At 53.0% G+C, this 15,711-nt stretch carries 17 protein-coding genes; 13 read left to right on the top strand and 4 right to left on the bottom strand.

Going from position 1 to position 15,711, the window contains the following annotated elements:
• Window positions 1-4: 4 nt before the first annotated feature.
• The gene (locus MHI43_RS21605; protein WP_015736380.1) at window positions 5-1,978 is read right to left on the bottom strand and encodes a stalk domain-containing protein; all 1,974 of its coding nucleotides are present in this window, start codon (window positions 1,976-1,978) and stop codon (window positions 5-7) included.
• A gap of 399 nt (window positions 1,979-2,377) precedes the next feature.
• Window positions 2,378-2,587 (bottom strand): DUF5316 family protein, encoded by a 210-nt coding sequence (locus MHI43_RS21600; protein WP_015736379.1) that lies wholly within the window; start codon window positions 2,585-2,587, stop codon window positions 2,378-2,380.
• Window positions 2,588-3,063: 476 nt separating this feature from the next.
• Between MHI43_RS21600 and rsmD the strand changes: the two genes are divergently transcribed.
• Together rsmD and coaD are read left to right on the top strand one after the other, a co-directional pair.
• Window positions 3,064-3,669: a 16S rRNA (guanine(966)-N(2))-methyltransferase RsmD gene (rsmD, locus tag MHI43_RS21595; protein ID WP_015736378.1), complete on the top strand. Its 606-nt coding sequence runs from the start codon at window positions 3,064-3,066 to the stop codon at window positions 3,667-3,669.
• Complete coding sequence (coaD, locus tag MHI43_RS21590) at window positions 3,659-4,174, top strand: pantetheine-phosphate adenylyltransferase (RefSeq protein WP_009595333.1); 516 nt, start codon at window positions 3,659-3,661, stop codon at window positions 4,172-4,174. The genes rsmD and coaD overlap by 11 nt, the downstream gene beginning before the upstream one ends.
• On the opposite strand, the gene MHI43_RS21585 is transcribed toward coaD, so the two are convergent.
• Window positions 4,152-5,381, bottom strand: coding sequence for a nucleoside recognition domain-containing protein (locus MHI43_RS21585; RefSeq protein ID WP_036663974.1), 1,230 nt, complete (start codon window positions 5,379-5,381; stop codon window positions 4,152-4,154). The two genes, coaD and MHI43_RS21585, sit on opposite strands and share 23 nt — an antisense overlap.
• A 112-nt stretch (window positions 5,382-5,493) precedes the next feature.
• On the opposite strand from MHI43_RS21585, the gene MHI43_RS21580 reads away from it, so the two are divergent.
• Window positions 5,494-6,534: a SepM family pheromone-processing serine protease gene (locus MHI43_RS21580; RefSeq protein WP_036664035.1), complete on the top strand. Its 1,041-nt coding sequence runs from the start codon at window positions 5,494-5,496 to the stop codon at window positions 6,532-6,534.
• Here the strand turns inward: MHI43_RS21580 and MHI43_RS21575 are convergent.
• Window positions 6,524-7,765, bottom strand: coding sequence for a nucleotidyltransferase (locus tag MHI43_RS21575; protein WP_015736375.1), 1,242 nt, complete (start codon window positions 7,763-7,765; stop codon window positions 6,524-6,526). The genes MHI43_RS21580 and MHI43_RS21575 overlap by 11 nt on opposite strands.
• Before the next feature lie 198 nt (window positions 7,766-7,963).
• On the opposite strand from MHI43_RS21575, the gene MHI43_RS21570 reads away from it, so the two are divergent.
• The 10 genes from MHI43_RS21570 to rnc all read left to right on the top strand — a co-directional run bounded on the left by MHI43_RS21570 (window position 7,964) and on the right by rnc (window position 15,698).
• On the top strand, window positions 7,964-8,476 hold the full coding sequence (locus tag MHI43_RS21570; RefSeq protein WP_015736374.1) for a DUF177 domain-containing protein: 513 nt from the start codon (window positions 7,964-7,966) through the stop codon (window positions 8,474-8,476).
• A gap of 53 nt (window positions 8,477-8,529) precedes the next feature.
• The gene (gene rpmF, locus MHI43_RS21565; protein ID WP_006211382.1) at window positions 8,530-8,703 is read left to right on the top strand and encodes a 50S ribosomal protein L32; all 174 of its coding nucleotides are present in this window, start codon (window positions 8,530-8,532) and stop codon (window positions 8,701-8,703) included.
• A gap of 142 nt (window positions 8,704-8,845) precedes the next feature.
• The gene (gene fapR / locus MHI43_RS21560; protein WP_015736373.1) at window positions 8,846-9,457 is read left to right on the top strand and encodes a transcription factor FapR; all 612 of its coding nucleotides are present in this window, start codon (window positions 8,846-8,848) and stop codon (window positions 9,455-9,457) included.
• A gap of 24 nt (window positions 9,458-9,481) precedes the next feature.
• Entirely contained in the window at window positions 9,482-10,468 is a 987-nt protein-coding gene (gene plsX, locus MHI43_RS21555; RefSeq protein WP_015736372.1) for a phosphate acyltransferase PlsX, read from the top strand.
• An 8-nt stretch (window positions 10,469-10,476) separates the two neighbouring features.
• Window positions 10,477-11,466, top strand: coding sequence for a beta-ketoacyl-ACP synthase III (locus MHI43_RS21550; protein ID WP_015736371.1), 990 nt, complete (start codon window positions 10,477-10,479; stop codon window positions 11,464-11,466).
• 51 nt (window positions 11,467-11,517) lie between these two features.
• Entirely contained in the window at window positions 11,518-12,450 is a 933-nt protein-coding gene (gene fabD, locus MHI43_RS21545) for an ACP S-malonyltransferase (protein ID WP_015736370.1), read from the top strand.
• Window positions 12,451-12,496: 46 nt separating this feature from the next.
• Complete coding sequence (gene fabG / locus MHI43_RS21540; RefSeq protein WP_009594984.1) at window positions 12,497-13,246, top strand: 3-oxoacyl-[acyl-carrier-protein] reductase; 750 nt, start codon at window positions 12,497-12,499, stop codon at window positions 13,244-13,246.
• Window positions 13,247-13,356: 110 nt separating this feature from the next.
• A complete protein-coding gene (acpP, locus tag MHI43_RS21535; protein WP_006211375.1) occupies window positions 13,357-13,590 on the top strand; it encodes an acyl carrier protein in 234 nt (77 codons plus the stop codon).
• A gap of 158 nt (window positions 13,591-13,748) precedes the next feature.
• Window positions 13,749-14,987, top strand: a complete 1,239-nt coding sequence (fabF, locus tag MHI43_RS21530) for a beta-ketoacyl-ACP synthase II (RefSeq protein ID WP_015736369.1) — start codon at window positions 13,749-13,751, stop codon at window positions 14,985-14,987.
• Window positions 14,988-14,999: 12 nt separating this feature from the next.
• Complete coding sequence (gene rnc / locus MHI43_RS21525) at window positions 15,000-15,698, top strand: ribonuclease III (protein WP_036663972.1); 699 nt, start codon at window positions 15,000-15,002, stop codon at window positions 15,696-15,698.
• Window positions 15,699-15,711 lie beyond the last annotated feature (13 nt).

Here is a 15,711-nt window from a genome sequence, read left to right as displayed (position 1 = left end):
CATGCTACATCATGATCAATATGGCTTTCCCGTTTACGAAAGATACGATATTGAAATTGGAGTACCCCCAAGTTTCAATGGTTTTTCCGCCGCCGGAGGTAATGTCTTTGGCAGCCGGGTTCCCCCATGAAAGCTGTACCTGCTCTTTCGTCATGCCGAGGGAAACCTGCCCGGCTTTGATCTGCTTCCAGACGGAGGCGGACCATTTGTGTTTTTTATAGGGATCGTAAGTTAATAACGAGGAACGGTCCGCAAACAGCTGCGTCACTTCCGAAGACCGCATAGGATAACTTTTTACCGTTTTCCCCGATGCCGATTTGAAGATTACGTTGAATTCGCCCTTGTCGTCAGGCAAAATGTCGGTAACGGTCAATTTCGAGAAGCGTTCCAAATCTTCGAATTCGTTCACCCAATACGTTCGGCCGATATACTTAACCAAATTGCCCTGCATCGCTTTTTTGATCAATCCAGCCGTTTCGCTGGAGACGACGGTCATGGCCGCATCCGCGCCGAGGGAGATTTGAGCTTGCTTCCACTTGGCATCCCAGCTGGTTTTAGCTCCCAGAGCATCGGATAACACGGAGGCCGGAATGAGCAGCTCGCCCTTGTCGTTCACGGGTGCGGCTTTGAGTCGGATGGTGCTTTCATTCAGCTTGGCCTGGTTGCTGCCTGCTTTGAACGAAAGCAGGGTCTGGCCGAACTTCGCCTCCACGCTTCCGTTTTTAGCCGAGTAGGTGCCGCCCAGTGCCTGGATGACGGATTTAGCCGGTACCATGACATTGCCGTTGACCTGTTTTGCGTATTTCAAATTGTTGCGCAGGCTGGCCGATACCGTCACCGATTTGGACTGGCCGCCGGAGGTTACCGTAATCTGCGTTTTGCCCACGCCGGCAGATTTCAGCATCCCATTCTTCTGCATACTCAACAAATACGGCTTCTCGATATCGATGCCGGCGTCTTTAACCGGTACCTTGATTTTCGCCCCGTTCGTATAGGTTTCCTGGATGCTCACTTCCAGCGATTCTCCTACATAAGGCGTCGCATCGGATATGGCAACGGACAAGCTCTTGACTACCGGTACATCGATGTTCTTGTTCTGTCCCTCCTTATGATGTACCCAGCTCCCATCACTCCGCTGCGCATAAAAGCCTTCCGACAAATCCTTTGCATCCCCATAGATGGATGTTTTTACGATCCCGCTAAGTCCGGTAATCTGCTCTTTGAGTTTCCAGCGGTCTTTATACTCGCCGGTAGTCCATACGGTTCCGTCCTGGAGCGTCACCATGAGAAGATCCGTCGGCTCACTCGATGCATAGACGATATGAGCTGCGTTCTGGGCCACGGTAACCGGTATGATCTGCCCGTTATCGTCGAAGTTGGACGTCTCGTACACGACCACGTCGCCGTTGTCATGCAGCAGGGCAACGCGTCCGCTGTGTACCGTCATGGATTTGACGGCTGCCGGGTTTTCCACGATCCCGAGCTTTTTGAACTGCCCCTTTTTGTAGTTATCCTGGAGCAGCAGCTCTCCATTGGAGGATAATGCAGCGAATTCCTGATCCGCATTGGCGATCAGCGATATGCCGCTGAGGTTCTTCGCTTTTTCATCGCCGGCCCATACGGTACCGTCCGACTTCAGCCAGTAGGAACCGGCTATCTGCTTCACGCCGCTTGTTCCCGGAACGACCTGGGGCCCCTTGCCGATGTCCCACTCCACTAAGCGGCCCTCCTGCGTCATGCCGATGCCGCCGTATTCATATCCGCTGATGGCTGCGACGTTACCTGGTGTTCGAATGGCGTGGCGCCCGTCAATCAGGGACCACATGGAGCCGTCGCTCATCAGATAGGTGTTCCTTCCCGCAATGTCTTGGATCCGGAGCTCGGCCCCGTCGGCAGAAGCGATGTCTTGCGTCGTCCCCGCAAAACCAAGCCCTGCCAGCATGCTGAATAACACGAGAACATACAACGTTCTTTTCACTTACATGACCTCTCTTCACTGAACAAATAGGAATATTTTTCAAACAACCTCATTGTTTTCGACAAAATAGGCGTTATTCCTGCAAGATTTAGGGGAGCGTTGATTAAAAAGGAACAAAAAAACGCTCCCGGATGGGGGCGTTTTGCAGATGAAGCTTGCCATTATTCGATGAATTTGTCCCGGCCCGACATATAAGATAAGCCGGTTCCTTTCAAGAGCAATAAAACCGCGCATGCATCATTTTTCACAGTTTCGATTTTTGGGAACTTTCTGAACGTAACGATTGAAATTATTATGAACAGAGCATACTTCATTCTCGCGAGTTCTATTTCCTTAGTTTCATTGCTAATGAAACCATTCATAATCGAATCCCTCCTCTTCATCATTGGAAGTTTCTTGTTAACGGAACAGAAGATATACAATACCGGCTGCTGCAAGAAATACAATTCCCGCGAGAAAAAACCAATTGGCCGCCTTTTTTCTGGATGCGCGGTCGTCCTTGGAATCGGCATAGAAGTTGCCTCTCTGCTGGTACCCCGTTGTAAACGCTCCCGATAGGATTCCTGTCACCAAGAGACAAGCCATTCCTGCGTACACCAGCAGGTCCATCTTGAACTCCTCCCATCATGCTCTTATATAATATGAACGTTCGCAGAGAGGGATTGGTTATGCTTCATTACACCTATGGATTGCTGGACCAACAGACCGAGGGTCTGAAAAACATATAAAGCCGCTCAATCTAGAGCGGCTGAACATAAAAAAAAGAACAAAAGCCCCGTAACAACATGTTGACATTACAGGGCTTTTGTTCGGGAGCCACCGAAGTGACTCCCTCATGGGAGAGGAGAAACCGGACGAAGAGCTTATGGGGAAACGTAAGTCTTCTCCGCGGTTGTCTACGACATTCATTGATGTCGATATTTCAAGGATGCCCGGCTGGTGCAGAAATATACCTTGCTCTGAAAAAAAGTTGGGAGCTGTTACGTTTCATTTTTCATATATGGGATGATTGTGTTACGATAATCACTGTCCATGGCGTTGTCTGGGCATCTAATTTATAGATAATGAAACGGGTGAATGAAGCAGTGAGAGTAGTATCCGGAAGTGCAAAAGGCCGGCCGCTCAAAAGCGTGCCGGGTACAAGCACCCGTCCGACGACGGATAAAGTGAAAGAATCCATATTCAGTATGATCGGCCCTTACTTTGAGGGAGGAATCGCGCTTGACCTGTTCGCAGGCACGGGAGGCCTTGGCATTGAGGCGTTAAGCCGGGGGATGGATCGTGCTGTTTTTGTTGATGTGGAACCGAAAAGCATTAGCACGATCAAGGATAATTTGAAAGCGGCCCGGCTTGAGGAAAGCGCAGAGGTATATCGCAACGATGCGGCACGGGCGCTTAAAGCGCTTGAAAAGCGAGGCTATGGCTTCGATCTGGTCTTCTTGGACCCGCCGTACAGGTTCAAGAACGGCGATGAACTGATGCTGGATATGGCCGAGCGAGGGTTGCTGCAGGATTCAGCCCTGGTGGTATTGGAATACGAATCAAGTTACAATTATGCTGAGGAATTTGGCGATTTTCATTGTATCCGAACCGCGAAATACGGAGAAACCGCCGTATCGATATATCGTTATGACACAGCGCAAGATCAAGCGACGGAGCTTGATGAGGAGGAATTACACGATGACAAATGAGAATACTAGTACATACCGCGTTGCCGTATACCCGGGAAGTTTTGATCCGGTCACCATGGGACACATGGACATCATCACACGTGCTTCGAAGCAGTTTGATCTGCTGATCGTGGCCGTACTCAATAATTTAAGCAAGAACCCGCTCTTCACGGTGGACGAGCGTAAGGACCTTCTGAGACAGGCGACCGCGCATCTGCCGAATGTGGAAATCGACAGCTTCCGCGACCTTTTGGCGAACTATATCCGTCAGAAGAATGCGCAGGTCATCGTACGCGGGATCCGGACCGTGACCGACTTTGAATATGAGCTTCAGCTGGCATCCACCAACCATAAGCTGAATCCGGATGCGGAGACCATCTTTATGATGACGCATCCGAAATATTCGTTCTTGAGTTCCAGTCTTGTGAAGGAAATTGCGCATTTTAACGGCGACACTACAGATTTGGTCAGCCCCGAGGTCGATGCGGCGTTGCGCCGCAAATTCAGCGGGGATCACGCCCGATAAGACGGGAGCATAGCCAGAAAGCCGCTATTAATAACAAGCAGATCATGCCTTGAACCTGCAGGAAAGAAGGCAGTCCGCTCCAAAAATTGAAGAATTGTTCCGTATCGGCATGATTGATCGGTTCCGTTCGGAATGCCGGCACGATGCCCGCGGAAAGGGTGCTGACCGGTTTCCATATGGCCAATGTAATGACAAAGGCGAGGATCGAATGCAGGAATCGCTTTGCCATAAAGTAACGCCAGGAGAGACCGGCTTCCCGCATCAGCGACAGGCTTTGCAGATGGGCGCTGATTCCGCTCCATGCCAGTGCGGCGGACAGGACTGCCAGCTGCAGAGCCCCTGCTTGAAATGCCGAGGAGCTGATCGATTGGGCGGCCAGATGGGCTTCCAATATCCCGGGCACAAGATAGGATGGAAGCTGGGGCAGCAGCTGGCCGCCCAATACTCTAGTAAGAACGGCGAAGAACAAGATAAAGCCGCCCGTCATCATTAAGGTCTGTACCGAACGGGTAACGGATTCGCCAAGTAGTTTGCCGAAGCTTCGCCCATCCCGTCGATGGGCGTCCAGCGCGGCGGAGGCTGCCCGTCGAAGAATCGGACGCTTCGCCCATTCGTTCATCCGGTCATTAACGAAGGGTGCGCCCTTCTTCCCGGCTTCTGCAGAGGGCGATTTGCTGAATAGACTGAATGTCCATGCGGCCAGCAGGCCGGATATCCAGTGGACGATCAGTAGCAGATAACCGGCTTCCGGTTTATGCAGCAGGCCGGTTCCGATGACAACGAGGATGGTCATCGGATTGCAAAAATGGGCCAAAGCGGCAAGCCTGCCGGCGTCAACGGCACGGAGCTCGCCTTGTTTGTGCATGCCGGCCGCGGCCTGAGCGCCTGCCGGGAACCCGGCTGTCATTCCTGTTATAAGAACCCAGCCGCCAGTACCGGGGAGTTTGAATATTTTTTTCATCATAGGGTCCAGCAGTACGCCAACCCCGTGGGCCCAGCCGTAAGCGATGAGGATTTCCACCAGCACGAGAAAAGGCAGCAAAGATGGAAATACGATATTCCACCACAGCTTGAGTGCTTGCAGGGTGGCTTGGAAGGCGGGTTCGGGCGCGCTGACGACGGCCAGTACAAGCAGGAACGCGGCGGCACCGAGAAGAATGGTGTTCCACAGTCCGTTGGATGACTTGACGGCGTTGTCTTTATTCATAAGGAATCTCCTTTCGGCGTAAACATGGCTAGTACAACTTTATGCAGAGGAGACAACCGTCAGACCAAACTTGGTGGAAGGCTGGATATATGAGGCGGAGGGAAGGAAAACCATGAAGAAGTCTGTAAAACCGAATGGCTTAAAAATTGCGCTGTATTTGTTGCTGGTCGGGGTCATGCTGTACGTTGTCGTTTATATGCCGACCCCTTATCTTGTATACCAGCCCGGGAGTGCCGAAGAGGTTCGCCCCATGATCAATGTCGAGAAGGGCGATCCGGCGGAAGAGGGTACGTTCATGATGACTACCGTGTCGGCAAGCTATGCCAATATGGCTTTGTTAATGCTGTCAGCGTTTAATCCTAATGCAGAGGTCGTGAAGAAGGCCGAAAAGATGGGCGATCAGAGCAAGGACGAGTATGCGGCCACGCAAGTGTATTATATGAACTCTTCGCAGTCTTCAGCGATGGAAGCCGCTTATCAGGAGGCAGGAATCGATTACAGCATCGAGCCCGCTTACGTATTCGTGATGTCGATCTCCGAGAATTCGGCCAATGCCGAGCATTTTCGGCCTGGCGATAAATTGATCAAGATCGATGGGCAGCCTGCAGAGGATAATGAGAAGATTGCCAGCCTGTTAAGCGGGAAGAGCATCGGAGAAGAGGTTTCCGTGGAGCTTGAACGCAAAGGAAAAACCGTGAAGGAACAGGTAAAGCTTGTAAGCATTAAGGATGAGAAGACCGGCGCGGAGCGTCCGGGATTAGGCGTCATGATTGCCACGATGCAGAATGTGGAGCCGGCCGATCCCGATCACACCATTCACTTTGCGGATACCAACATCGGAGGACCGTCAGCCGGACTGATCTTCACCCTTGAGATCTATAATCAGCTTACCGACGGGGATTTAAGCAAGGGTTACCGGGTAGCCGGAACGGGTACCATCGATAAATCAGGCGCCGTTGGCCCCATTGGCGGCGTGAAGCACAAGATCGTGGCTGCCGACCGGAAGGAAGCCGATATCTTTTTTGTGCCTCAAAAAAATTATGATGAAGCCAAGAAGCGCGCGGACCGGATCAAAACGGATATGAAGCTGATCCCGGTCGAGGACCTGCAGGATGCCGTGGATTATTTGGAGGAGCTGCCGCCTAAGGGGTGAGCGGCGGCAGCAGGTAATCGCTGTAGTAGTTTCGGATTTGGGGCCTAGGTTGCCCGTTAGCATAGACGGCGGCTGCCGCCAAGTCACGCTCCAGCTGAGGATGCTCCAGCTTAGCCGGCTGATGAATGACGGGGAGTGAAGCGCTTCGCTTCATTCGTTTCAGCAGCGAACGCCCCGTCTCGCTGAAGCCGAGGACCCGGATATATCCCGGACCTTTGGCGAGCTCTTCACGATTCATCGATGCCTTGTCATGATTCAGCATGATGTGCATCAGCATGCGTTGAAGCTTGGTACGCGTATAGCGCTTGGTCTTCAAGGCTTCCAGAAGGGCGTCAACCGTCGGCTGTTCCAGCTGCGATAGCGAGCGCTGAACACGATGCTCCAAGCCCTCGGTTACTTCGAGGAAGCTTTCAAGCTGAGCGGGTGTATGCGTGAGCAGGGCTTGGAACAGCGGCTGGCGAAACTGCTCCCAATGGACCGGAGCTAGTCCGCTCTTGATTTCCCGCTCCATGATGTCGTACGTGAATTCCGGCATATAGGGTCTGGCGGCTTCCAAGCCTTGTGACAGAATCATGTTCCGGATGGCGGTTGCGCTGGCAATGGATGACGTTCCCGGCAGCGGATCGTGGTAATGTGCGCTTACTCTTGGAATGGTATAGGGCGTAATGCGGCTGCCCAGGCGCTGGAGTGCGATCAGATAGTGCAGCCCCAGGGAGTTGTTCGGCTGCGTGAGCAGCTCTTGCAGCTCTGCCGTTGCCGTTGCAGGACCGGATTCACCGAAAAGGACAGCGGCGGCAGCGCCGTAGGCAGATGGGAAGTTCATGCCTTCCCGGAGGCGCTTTTCGATTTCGGATCGAAGCTCGCCGGATTCGTTTGCGAGCGAACGGGACAACGGCAGGATTTGCTCCAGCGTCCCGCTTTCGGATCCGAAGGAAAGGCAATCCACGACGCCCGTAGCTTCCAGAATGGCTACCGCACCGAACGCGAACCATTCCGCAGGCTGCACGGCATAGGTTACCGGCAGCTCGAGGCACAGGTCAACTCCCATGGCAAGGGCCATTTCCGCCCGAGCGCGCTTGCTAGCGATGGCAGGTTCGCCGCGCTGGAGAAACGGACCGCTCATCACCGCGACGACGGCATCTGCCCCTGATACTTCTTTGGAACTGCGATAATGCAGTACATGACCGTTATGTAAGGGATTATATTCAACAACTATGCCAACCGTTTTCATTCGTTTCAACTCCTTGATTAGAATATAACATAATTGCATGACGTTCCTGCAACAATAAGCGCCCCTCCCGGGAGTGTTATAATTCTGGTAGTATGAAGAGAAATATCGGGTAACAATATAGAGGTTGTTAGGGTTATCCTGTTGACAAAACTCTCTGGGAATCGGTATAATAATCTTTGTTTGTTTGGAGTGATGGATATGCTAATTCAATTTCGTAAATTGACAACCAGCGATCAACCGTTACAGTTCCATCAAACCGTGGATGTAAGCAATGCCATTAAGGACCGGAAGGATATTGTTGCGGTTAAGCCATTAGACGTGGATTTGAAAGCAACTCCGTCGGTTACCGGTTCGGTGGATGTTCGCGGACGATTGCAAGGCGAGCTGGAGATGAATTGCTCCCGCTGCCTGAAGCCGATCAGCGAGCATGTGCACATCCCTTTTCATGAAGTATTCCAGCCGGTGGAAGATCCTGAATCTGTTGTTCAGGATGAGGATGACGATACTACATACGTGCAGGGTGAGAGTGTGGATCTCACTCCCTATGTAGAAGAAGCATTTCTGCTCCACCTGCCGCTAGCTCCGGTTTGCAAAGCCGACTGCAAGGGACTCTGCCCGAATTGCGGCAAGGACCTGAATGAAGGCACCTGCGACTGCGATACGGAAGTGATCGATCCTAGGCTAGCCGGACTGAAGGACTTCTTTAAATGATGATGGATATGGCACCCGTGTTCAGCGGGTTGAATTGATAAGGAGGTGGGAACATGGCAGTACCTCAACGTAGAACGTCCAAAACACGTCGTGACAAGCGTCGTACTCATTTTAAGCTGGCTGTGCCAGGCATGGTGAAATGCGAGCAATGTGGTGAATTGAAGCTTGCTCATCGCGTATGTAAAGTGTGCGGAACGTATAAAGCAAGAGAGATCATCAAACAATAGTTTCTAAATAAGTAGTACTTCATCTTTGGTGAGGTGCTATTTTTTTTGTCTCAAGTCCCTCTTTCTTTTTAACGTGACATGATTTATACTTAACATTAGTACCAGGTTCTAATATTTGCGACTAATTTACATATAAGTATGTTTGAAGATTGGCGGCTACCATAGCGGCAGAAGGAGTTGTTTCGTCATCGATCGTTTATCCAAGAAAGACCGTCACCAGCGGCTGATTCAGCTGATCGACGAGAATCCCTTTGTTACGGACCGCGAGTTGACTCGCCAGCTTAAAGTAAGCATTCAAACGATACGCCTTGACCGTATGGAACTGGGCATCCCGGAGCTCCGCGAGCGAATGAAGCAGATGGCGGAGCATTCCTATGACCAGGTTCGTTCCTTGTCGCTTGAAGAGGTGATCGGGGATGTCGTTGACCTGCAGTTGGACAAGAGCGGAATATCGATATTTGAAATCCGTGAGGAACATGTTTTCAGCAAAACGCGGATTGCCCGCGGACATTATGTGTTCGCTCAGGCCAATTCGCTTGCCATTGCCGTGATCAATGAAGAAATCGCATTGACGTCTTCAGCGGATATACGGTTTTTGAGACAGGTGCGCCTCGGCGAGAAATGCATTGCCAAAGCCTACGTCAGGTCCATTGCCGGCCAGAAGGGGAAGGCCAAGGTGGAAGTGTTTACTTATGTCGCTGATGAAATGGTGTTTCAGGGGAATTTCGTAATCTACCGATCTGCAGGAGAATGACATAAGTGAGGGAGGAAATTTGGCATGAGAATTGTGGTTGATGCGATGGGCGGGGACAATGCCCCCCAGAGCAACGTCGACGGCGCGCTGATTGCCGCACGGGAATGGAGCGACACCGAGATCATCCTCGTCGGGGATGAGGCCCGGATTGGAGCCCTTCTGAAGGACAAGCCGTCCAATCTGAAGGTGGTTCATGCGAGCGAAGTCATCGAAGCGGAGGATGAGCCGGTTAAGGCCGTTCGCCGGAAGAAGGATGCGTCGATGGTCGTGGCGGGGCGGATGATTCGGGAAGGCGAAGCGGATGCCATGATCTCGGCGGGCAACACGGGAGCGCTCATGACGACCGGATTGCTCGTCGTGGGCAGGATGAAAGGGATTGAGCGCCCTGCGCTGGCCCCTATGATTCCGACGCTCGACGGCAAGGGGATGCTCGCCTTGGACCTCGGAGCGAATATGGACTCGAAGCCGGAGCATTTACAGCAGTATGCGCTGATGGGCAGCCTGTATCGCGAGAAGGTGCACGGTATCGCCAAACCTCGCGTCGGGCTGTTAAATGTCGGCACCGAGCCGGGCAAGGGCAATGAATTGACGAAGCACGCATATCCGTTGCTTGAGGAATTGCCTATTCATTTTGTTGGCAATGTGGAGTCGCGCGATGTCATGAACGGCGTTTGCGACGTGCTCGTCTGCGACGGGTTCTCGGGCAATATTCTGTTAAAATCGATTGAAGGAACAGCCGGTGCACTCTTTTCGCTGTTGAAGGAGCAGTTCGGCAAGTCCCTTAAGACCAAGATGGCGGCCGCGTTGATGATGCCGGAGCTTCGCAGCTTGAAATCGACGCTCGATTATAAGGAGCACGGCGGTGCGCCGCTGCTTGGTCTGGGCGGCCTGGTTGTCAAGAGCCACGGTTCGTCGGATGCGAACGCCATCAAGAATGGGGTTCGTCAAGCGCGTACGGCGCTGCAGAACCGGTTGGTAGAGAGTATTTCGAATGAAATCAGCGGGAAGTGAGTGAGGAAATGAACAATTTGCGTCCGGTCGGTATTATTGGCACAGGCAAATACGTGCCTGAAAAGATTTTATCCAATAGCGATTTAGAAAAAATGGTAGATACTAGCGACGAATGGATCGTCTCGATGACGGGAATCCGCGAGCGGCATATTGCCGCGCCGAACGAAGCGACTTCGGATTTGGCTTATCACGCTGCTGTGAATGCGTTGAAATCCGCCGGCATGCAGGCTGAGGATCTGGAATTGATTATTGTGGCGACCATTACGCCGGATATGTTCTTTCCATCGACCGCTTGTTTGCTCCAGGATCGGCTTGGAGCCAAGAAAGCAGCGGCATTTGACCTGTCCGCGGCCTGCTCGGGATTTGTATACGGCCTGGCCACTGCCACCAACTTCGTGAAAACGGGCATGTACAACAACGCCCTGGTTATCGGGGTGGACTGCTTGTCCCGGATTACCGACTATACCGACCGCAACACCTGCGTCCTGTTCGGTGACGGCGCCGGAGCGGCGATCGTCGGCGAAGTGCCGGAAGGCCGCGGATTCCAGGCGTTTGATCTGGGCGCGGAAGGCGCGGGCGGGGCCCATCTGCATATCGAGGCAGGCGGCTCGAGATTGCCGGCGTCCGCTGAAACGATTAACACCAACAAACACTACATTTACATGAACGGCCGCGAAGTGTTCAAGTTTGCGGTGCGGGTCATGGGCACTGCCACGGAAGCCGTCTTATCCAAAGCAGGCATCGACAAAAAAGATATTGATTTATTCGTTCCTCATCAAGCGAACATCCGGATTATCAAGTCGGCCATGGAGCGATTGGAGCTTCCGGAGGAGAAAGTTGTCATCAATGTTGACAAGTATGCCAACACCTCGGCCGCTTCCGTGCCGCTGGCGCTCGTGGAAGCCCAGGAGTCCGGCCGCCTGAAAGAAGGGGACAAGGTGCTGATGGTTGGTTTTGGCGGCGGATTGACATGGGGTTCCTCCGTACTCATCTGGTAAACCGAATGGATTTAACAGGACTAGTGAAAGAAGAGAAGGGAGCCAACGATTTTGGGTAAAACAGCATTTATATTTCCGGGTCAGGGCGCTCAGTCCGTCGGAATGGGAAAAGACGCCTATGATGCGGTTCCTTCCGCACGCGATTTATTTCTAACCGCGGATGCTCAGCTTGGATTTCCGCTCAGCTCCATTATTTTTAATGGCCCTGATGAAGATTTGAAGCAAACCGTCAACACGCAGCCGGCTCTGCTCGCAACCAGCATGGCTTATCTGGAAGCTATTCGCGGCAAAGGAATCGTGCCGGATTACGTTGCGGGCCATTCCCTGGGCGAGTACAGTGCGCTTGTGTGCGCAGGCGTGCTCTCGTTCGAAGAAGCCGTGTCGATCGTTAGAGCACGCGGCGAATACATGGAAGCCGCCGTTCCCGGAGGACAAGGCGCCATGGCAGCCGTTCTCGGCGCAGACAGGGAGGCCCTGGCCGAACTGTGCAAGGGCATTTCGGCAGAAGGGCATGTCGTAGAGCTTGCGAACATGAACTGCCCGGGGCAAATCGTCATCTCCGGTTCGGCTCAAGGCGTTGCAGCTGCTGCAGAAAGAGTCAAGGAAGCCGGCGGCAAGCGGGCCATCCCGCTGGAAGTCAGCGGCCCCTTCCATTCTTCCTTAATGAAGGAGGCGGCTGAGCGTCTGGCCGGCAAACTGGAGCAGGCTTCATTCAACGCACCTTCCGTACCGGTGGTTGCCAACGTGACGGCGCGTCCGGTGGAAGATGCGGCTGCCATCCGCGGTTTGCTGGTGGAGCAGGTCTATTCCCCTGTGCTGTGGCATGACAGCGTGGAGTGGATGATCGCTCAAGGCGTGGACACCTTCGTTGAGATTGGTCCCGGCAGCGTTCTCAGCGGTTTGATCAAGAAAATTGACAAATCCGTCAAAGTCATTAATGTGAATAGTCTGGAGAGCGTCAATAGTTTGGAGACGGTTGTTTAAACAGCTTTTGATGCCAACCGGATCACTCTGGAAAGGAGGAACAGGTATGAGTGAAGCTCTAAAAGGACAGACTGCGCTTGTTACGGGTGCTTCCCGAGGAATCGGCCGGAGCATTGCCCTCGCACTTGCCGATCTTGGCGCGAACGTTGCTGTCAATTATGCAGGAAGCGAAGCGGCCGCAACCGAGGTTGTGGAGGCGATTCGCGCAAAGGGCGTTTCGGCGATCGCGGTTAAATCCAACGTCGGACGGACCGAGGAAGCCGATGCGATGGTTAAGCAGGTGTTAGAGACTTTTGGTCGAATTGATATCTTGGTGAATAATGCGGGGATTACTAGAGATAATCTAATCATGCGCATGAAGGAAGAGGAGTTCGATCAGGTGATCGAAACGAATCTGAAAGGGGTATTCAATTGCCTCAAAGCGGTGACGCGTCCCATGATGAAGCAGCGCTATGGACGCATTATCAACATATCCTCCGTTGTCGGAGCGCTTGGCAATCCGGGACAGGCCAATTATGTCGCGGCCAAAGCCGGCGTCATCGGTCTGACCAAATCAGCCGCGAGGGAGCTGGCTTCCCGTGGCATTACGGTTAATGCGGTAGCGCCAGGATTTATCGATACCGACATGACCCGTGAACTTCCCGAGGACATGCGCGAAGGCCTGCTTGGCGGAATTCCGCTGGCCCGTCTTGGCCAGCCGGAAGAGATTGCCGGCGTTGTGACTTTTCTAGCATCTTCCAGCGCGTCTTATATGACTGGACAGGTGCTGCATGTGGATGGCGGCATGTACATGTAGAGCCGCTGCTGTTCCGGCGCTTGACGCGCCGGGCGCTAAATCGTTTTCAAATGCCTTCTATGGCAATTTGAAGTCATATCTCGTATAATGACCAAGAGGAGGTGAGCCGGATGTCCGATGTATTGGAACGCGTAAAACGCATCGTTATCGACCGCCTGGGTGTTGACGAAGCCGACGTAACATTAGAAGCATCTTTCAAAGACGACCTTGGAGCTGATTCTCTCGATGTAGTTGAATTGGTGATGGAGTTGGAAGATGAGTTTGATATGGAGATCTCTGATGAAGATGCGGAGAAAATTACGACCGTAGGTGAAGTTGTAAACTACATACAATCTCATACCTAAGTCATTACAGTTAAGTCCCGTTCTTTAGCAAGGCGGGACTTCTCCACATTCAATCAAAGCTTTAGTTCTAACAAGTGATAGATTATTGCTGCTCTGGTTCATCTTGAGTCCTTACGGTTTCATAGATGGACGGGCAGTCCACATAGAGGTGAGTCTGTTTGAAACAAAGAGTCGTTGTAACAGGAATGGGAGTCATGACCTCGCTTGGTCAAGATCTTGATACATTCTGGAACAGTTTGATGGAAGGCAAGTCCGGGGTATCCCGCATCGAAGCGTTTGACGTGAGTGATTACACCACGCAGATCGCTGCGTCCATGAAGGATTTCAACCCGGAGGATTACATGGACCGCAAGGAAGCCCGCAAAATGGACCGATTTGTGCAGCTAGCTGTGGCAGCTGGTTCGAAGGCGCTGGAGGACAGCGGTCTTGATATCGGCGTGAATGCCGATGCAGAGCGGGTCGGCGTTTCCATCGGATCGGGTATCGGCGGTTTGGGAACCTGGGAGGATCAGCATAACATCCTGCTGGAAAAAGGCCCGAAACGTGTAAGCCCCTTCTTTATTCCGATGATGATCGCCAACATGGCCTCAGGCCAAATGTCCATCAATCTGGGAGCCAAAGGGCCGAACACCACCCAAGTGACGGCTTGTGCTACCGGAACGCATTCGATCGGCGATTCCTATCGCCTGATTCAGCGCGGCGATGCCGACGTCATGATCTGCGGCGGGGCGGAGGCGACCATTCGTCCGACGGGGATGGCTGGTTTCTGCGCTATGCGCGCAATGTCGACCCGCAATGACGAGCCGGAGAAGGCCAGCCGGCCATTCGATACCGGCCGCGACGGTTTTGTCATGGGTGAAGGTGCCGGCGTGCTCGTCATCGAATCCCTTGAGCACGCGTTGAAACGCGGAGCCAAGATCTACGCCGAGGTGGTTGGTTACGGCCTTAGCGCCGATGCCCATCACATTACCGAGCCGGATCCGGACGGGGCAGCCCGCTGCATGAAGATGGCGATCCGCGACGCAGGCATTGCGCCGGAAGACGTGGATTACATTAATGCTCACGGGACTTCTACGCCGGTGGGTGACCGCTCGGAAACGAAGGCCGTAAAGATGGCTCTTGGCGACCATGCATACAAAGTGGCCGTGAGCTCGACCAAGTCGATGACAGGTCACTTGCTTGGGGCCGCCGGCGGTGTCGAGGCGGTTATCTGCGGATTGAGCTTGAAGAACCAGACCATTGCACCGACGATTAACCTGGAGGATCAGGATCCGGAGTGCGATCTGGATTACGTGCCGAATCACCCGCGTAAAGCCGATTTGGATGTCGTGATGTCCAATTCGTTCGGGTTTGGCGGGCATAATGCCACGATTATCCTGAAAAAATACGCCGAGTAAGGGGACAGTGTGTTGAGTGGAGATCTGAAGCAGTTACAGCATAAACTTCAAATCCAGTTTCGCAATGCAATGCTGCTGAAGCAGGCCTTTACCCACGCATCTTATGTAAACGAGCATCGCTTCAGTCAGAGCCAGGACAACGAGCGACTTGAATTTCTCGGAGACGCCGTTCTGGAACTGACGGTCAGCGAATTCTTGTACAACCTTTTTCCGGACCGTCCGGAAGGCGAGTTAACCAAGCTGCGGGCCGCTATCGTATGCGAGCCCTCCCTGGTGCAATTTGCTGTAAGTCTGGACTTTGGACGTTACGTTCTGCTAGGCAAAGGAGAGGAAATGACGGGCGGTCGAACCCGCCCGGCTCTTCTTGCGGACGTATTCGAATCATTTGTGGGGGCGCTTTATCTGGATCAGGGATTGGAAGCGGTTCGCCGGTTTTTGAGCGACCACGTCTTCCCTACGGTGACCGTCAACGGTCGACCGCAGATGAGCGATTATAAGACCGAGCTTCAGGAACTGACCCAGCATCACGGCATGGGCGCACTGGAATATCGTATCGTAGAAGAGCGAGGACCGGCGCATGAGCGGGAGTTTGTCTCGGAGGTATACATGGGAAGCGAATGTCTTGGACGCGGAAGCGGCAGATCCAAGAAAGAAGCCGAGCAGCAGGCAGCGGCGGTAGCCTTAAAGCAGCTGAAACGTGCGGATGCCTAAAGCTTCGCTGATG

It is taken from the genome of Paenibacillus sp. FSL H8-0457 (assembly GCF_038051935.1).
Classification (GTDB): Bacteria; Bacillota; Bacilli; order Paenibacillales; family Paenibacillaceae; genus Paenibacillus_AQ; species Paenibacillus_AQ lautus_A.
Note: the sequence above shows the minus strand (reverse complement) of the source record. Positions and strands in the feature narration are given on the sequence as shown.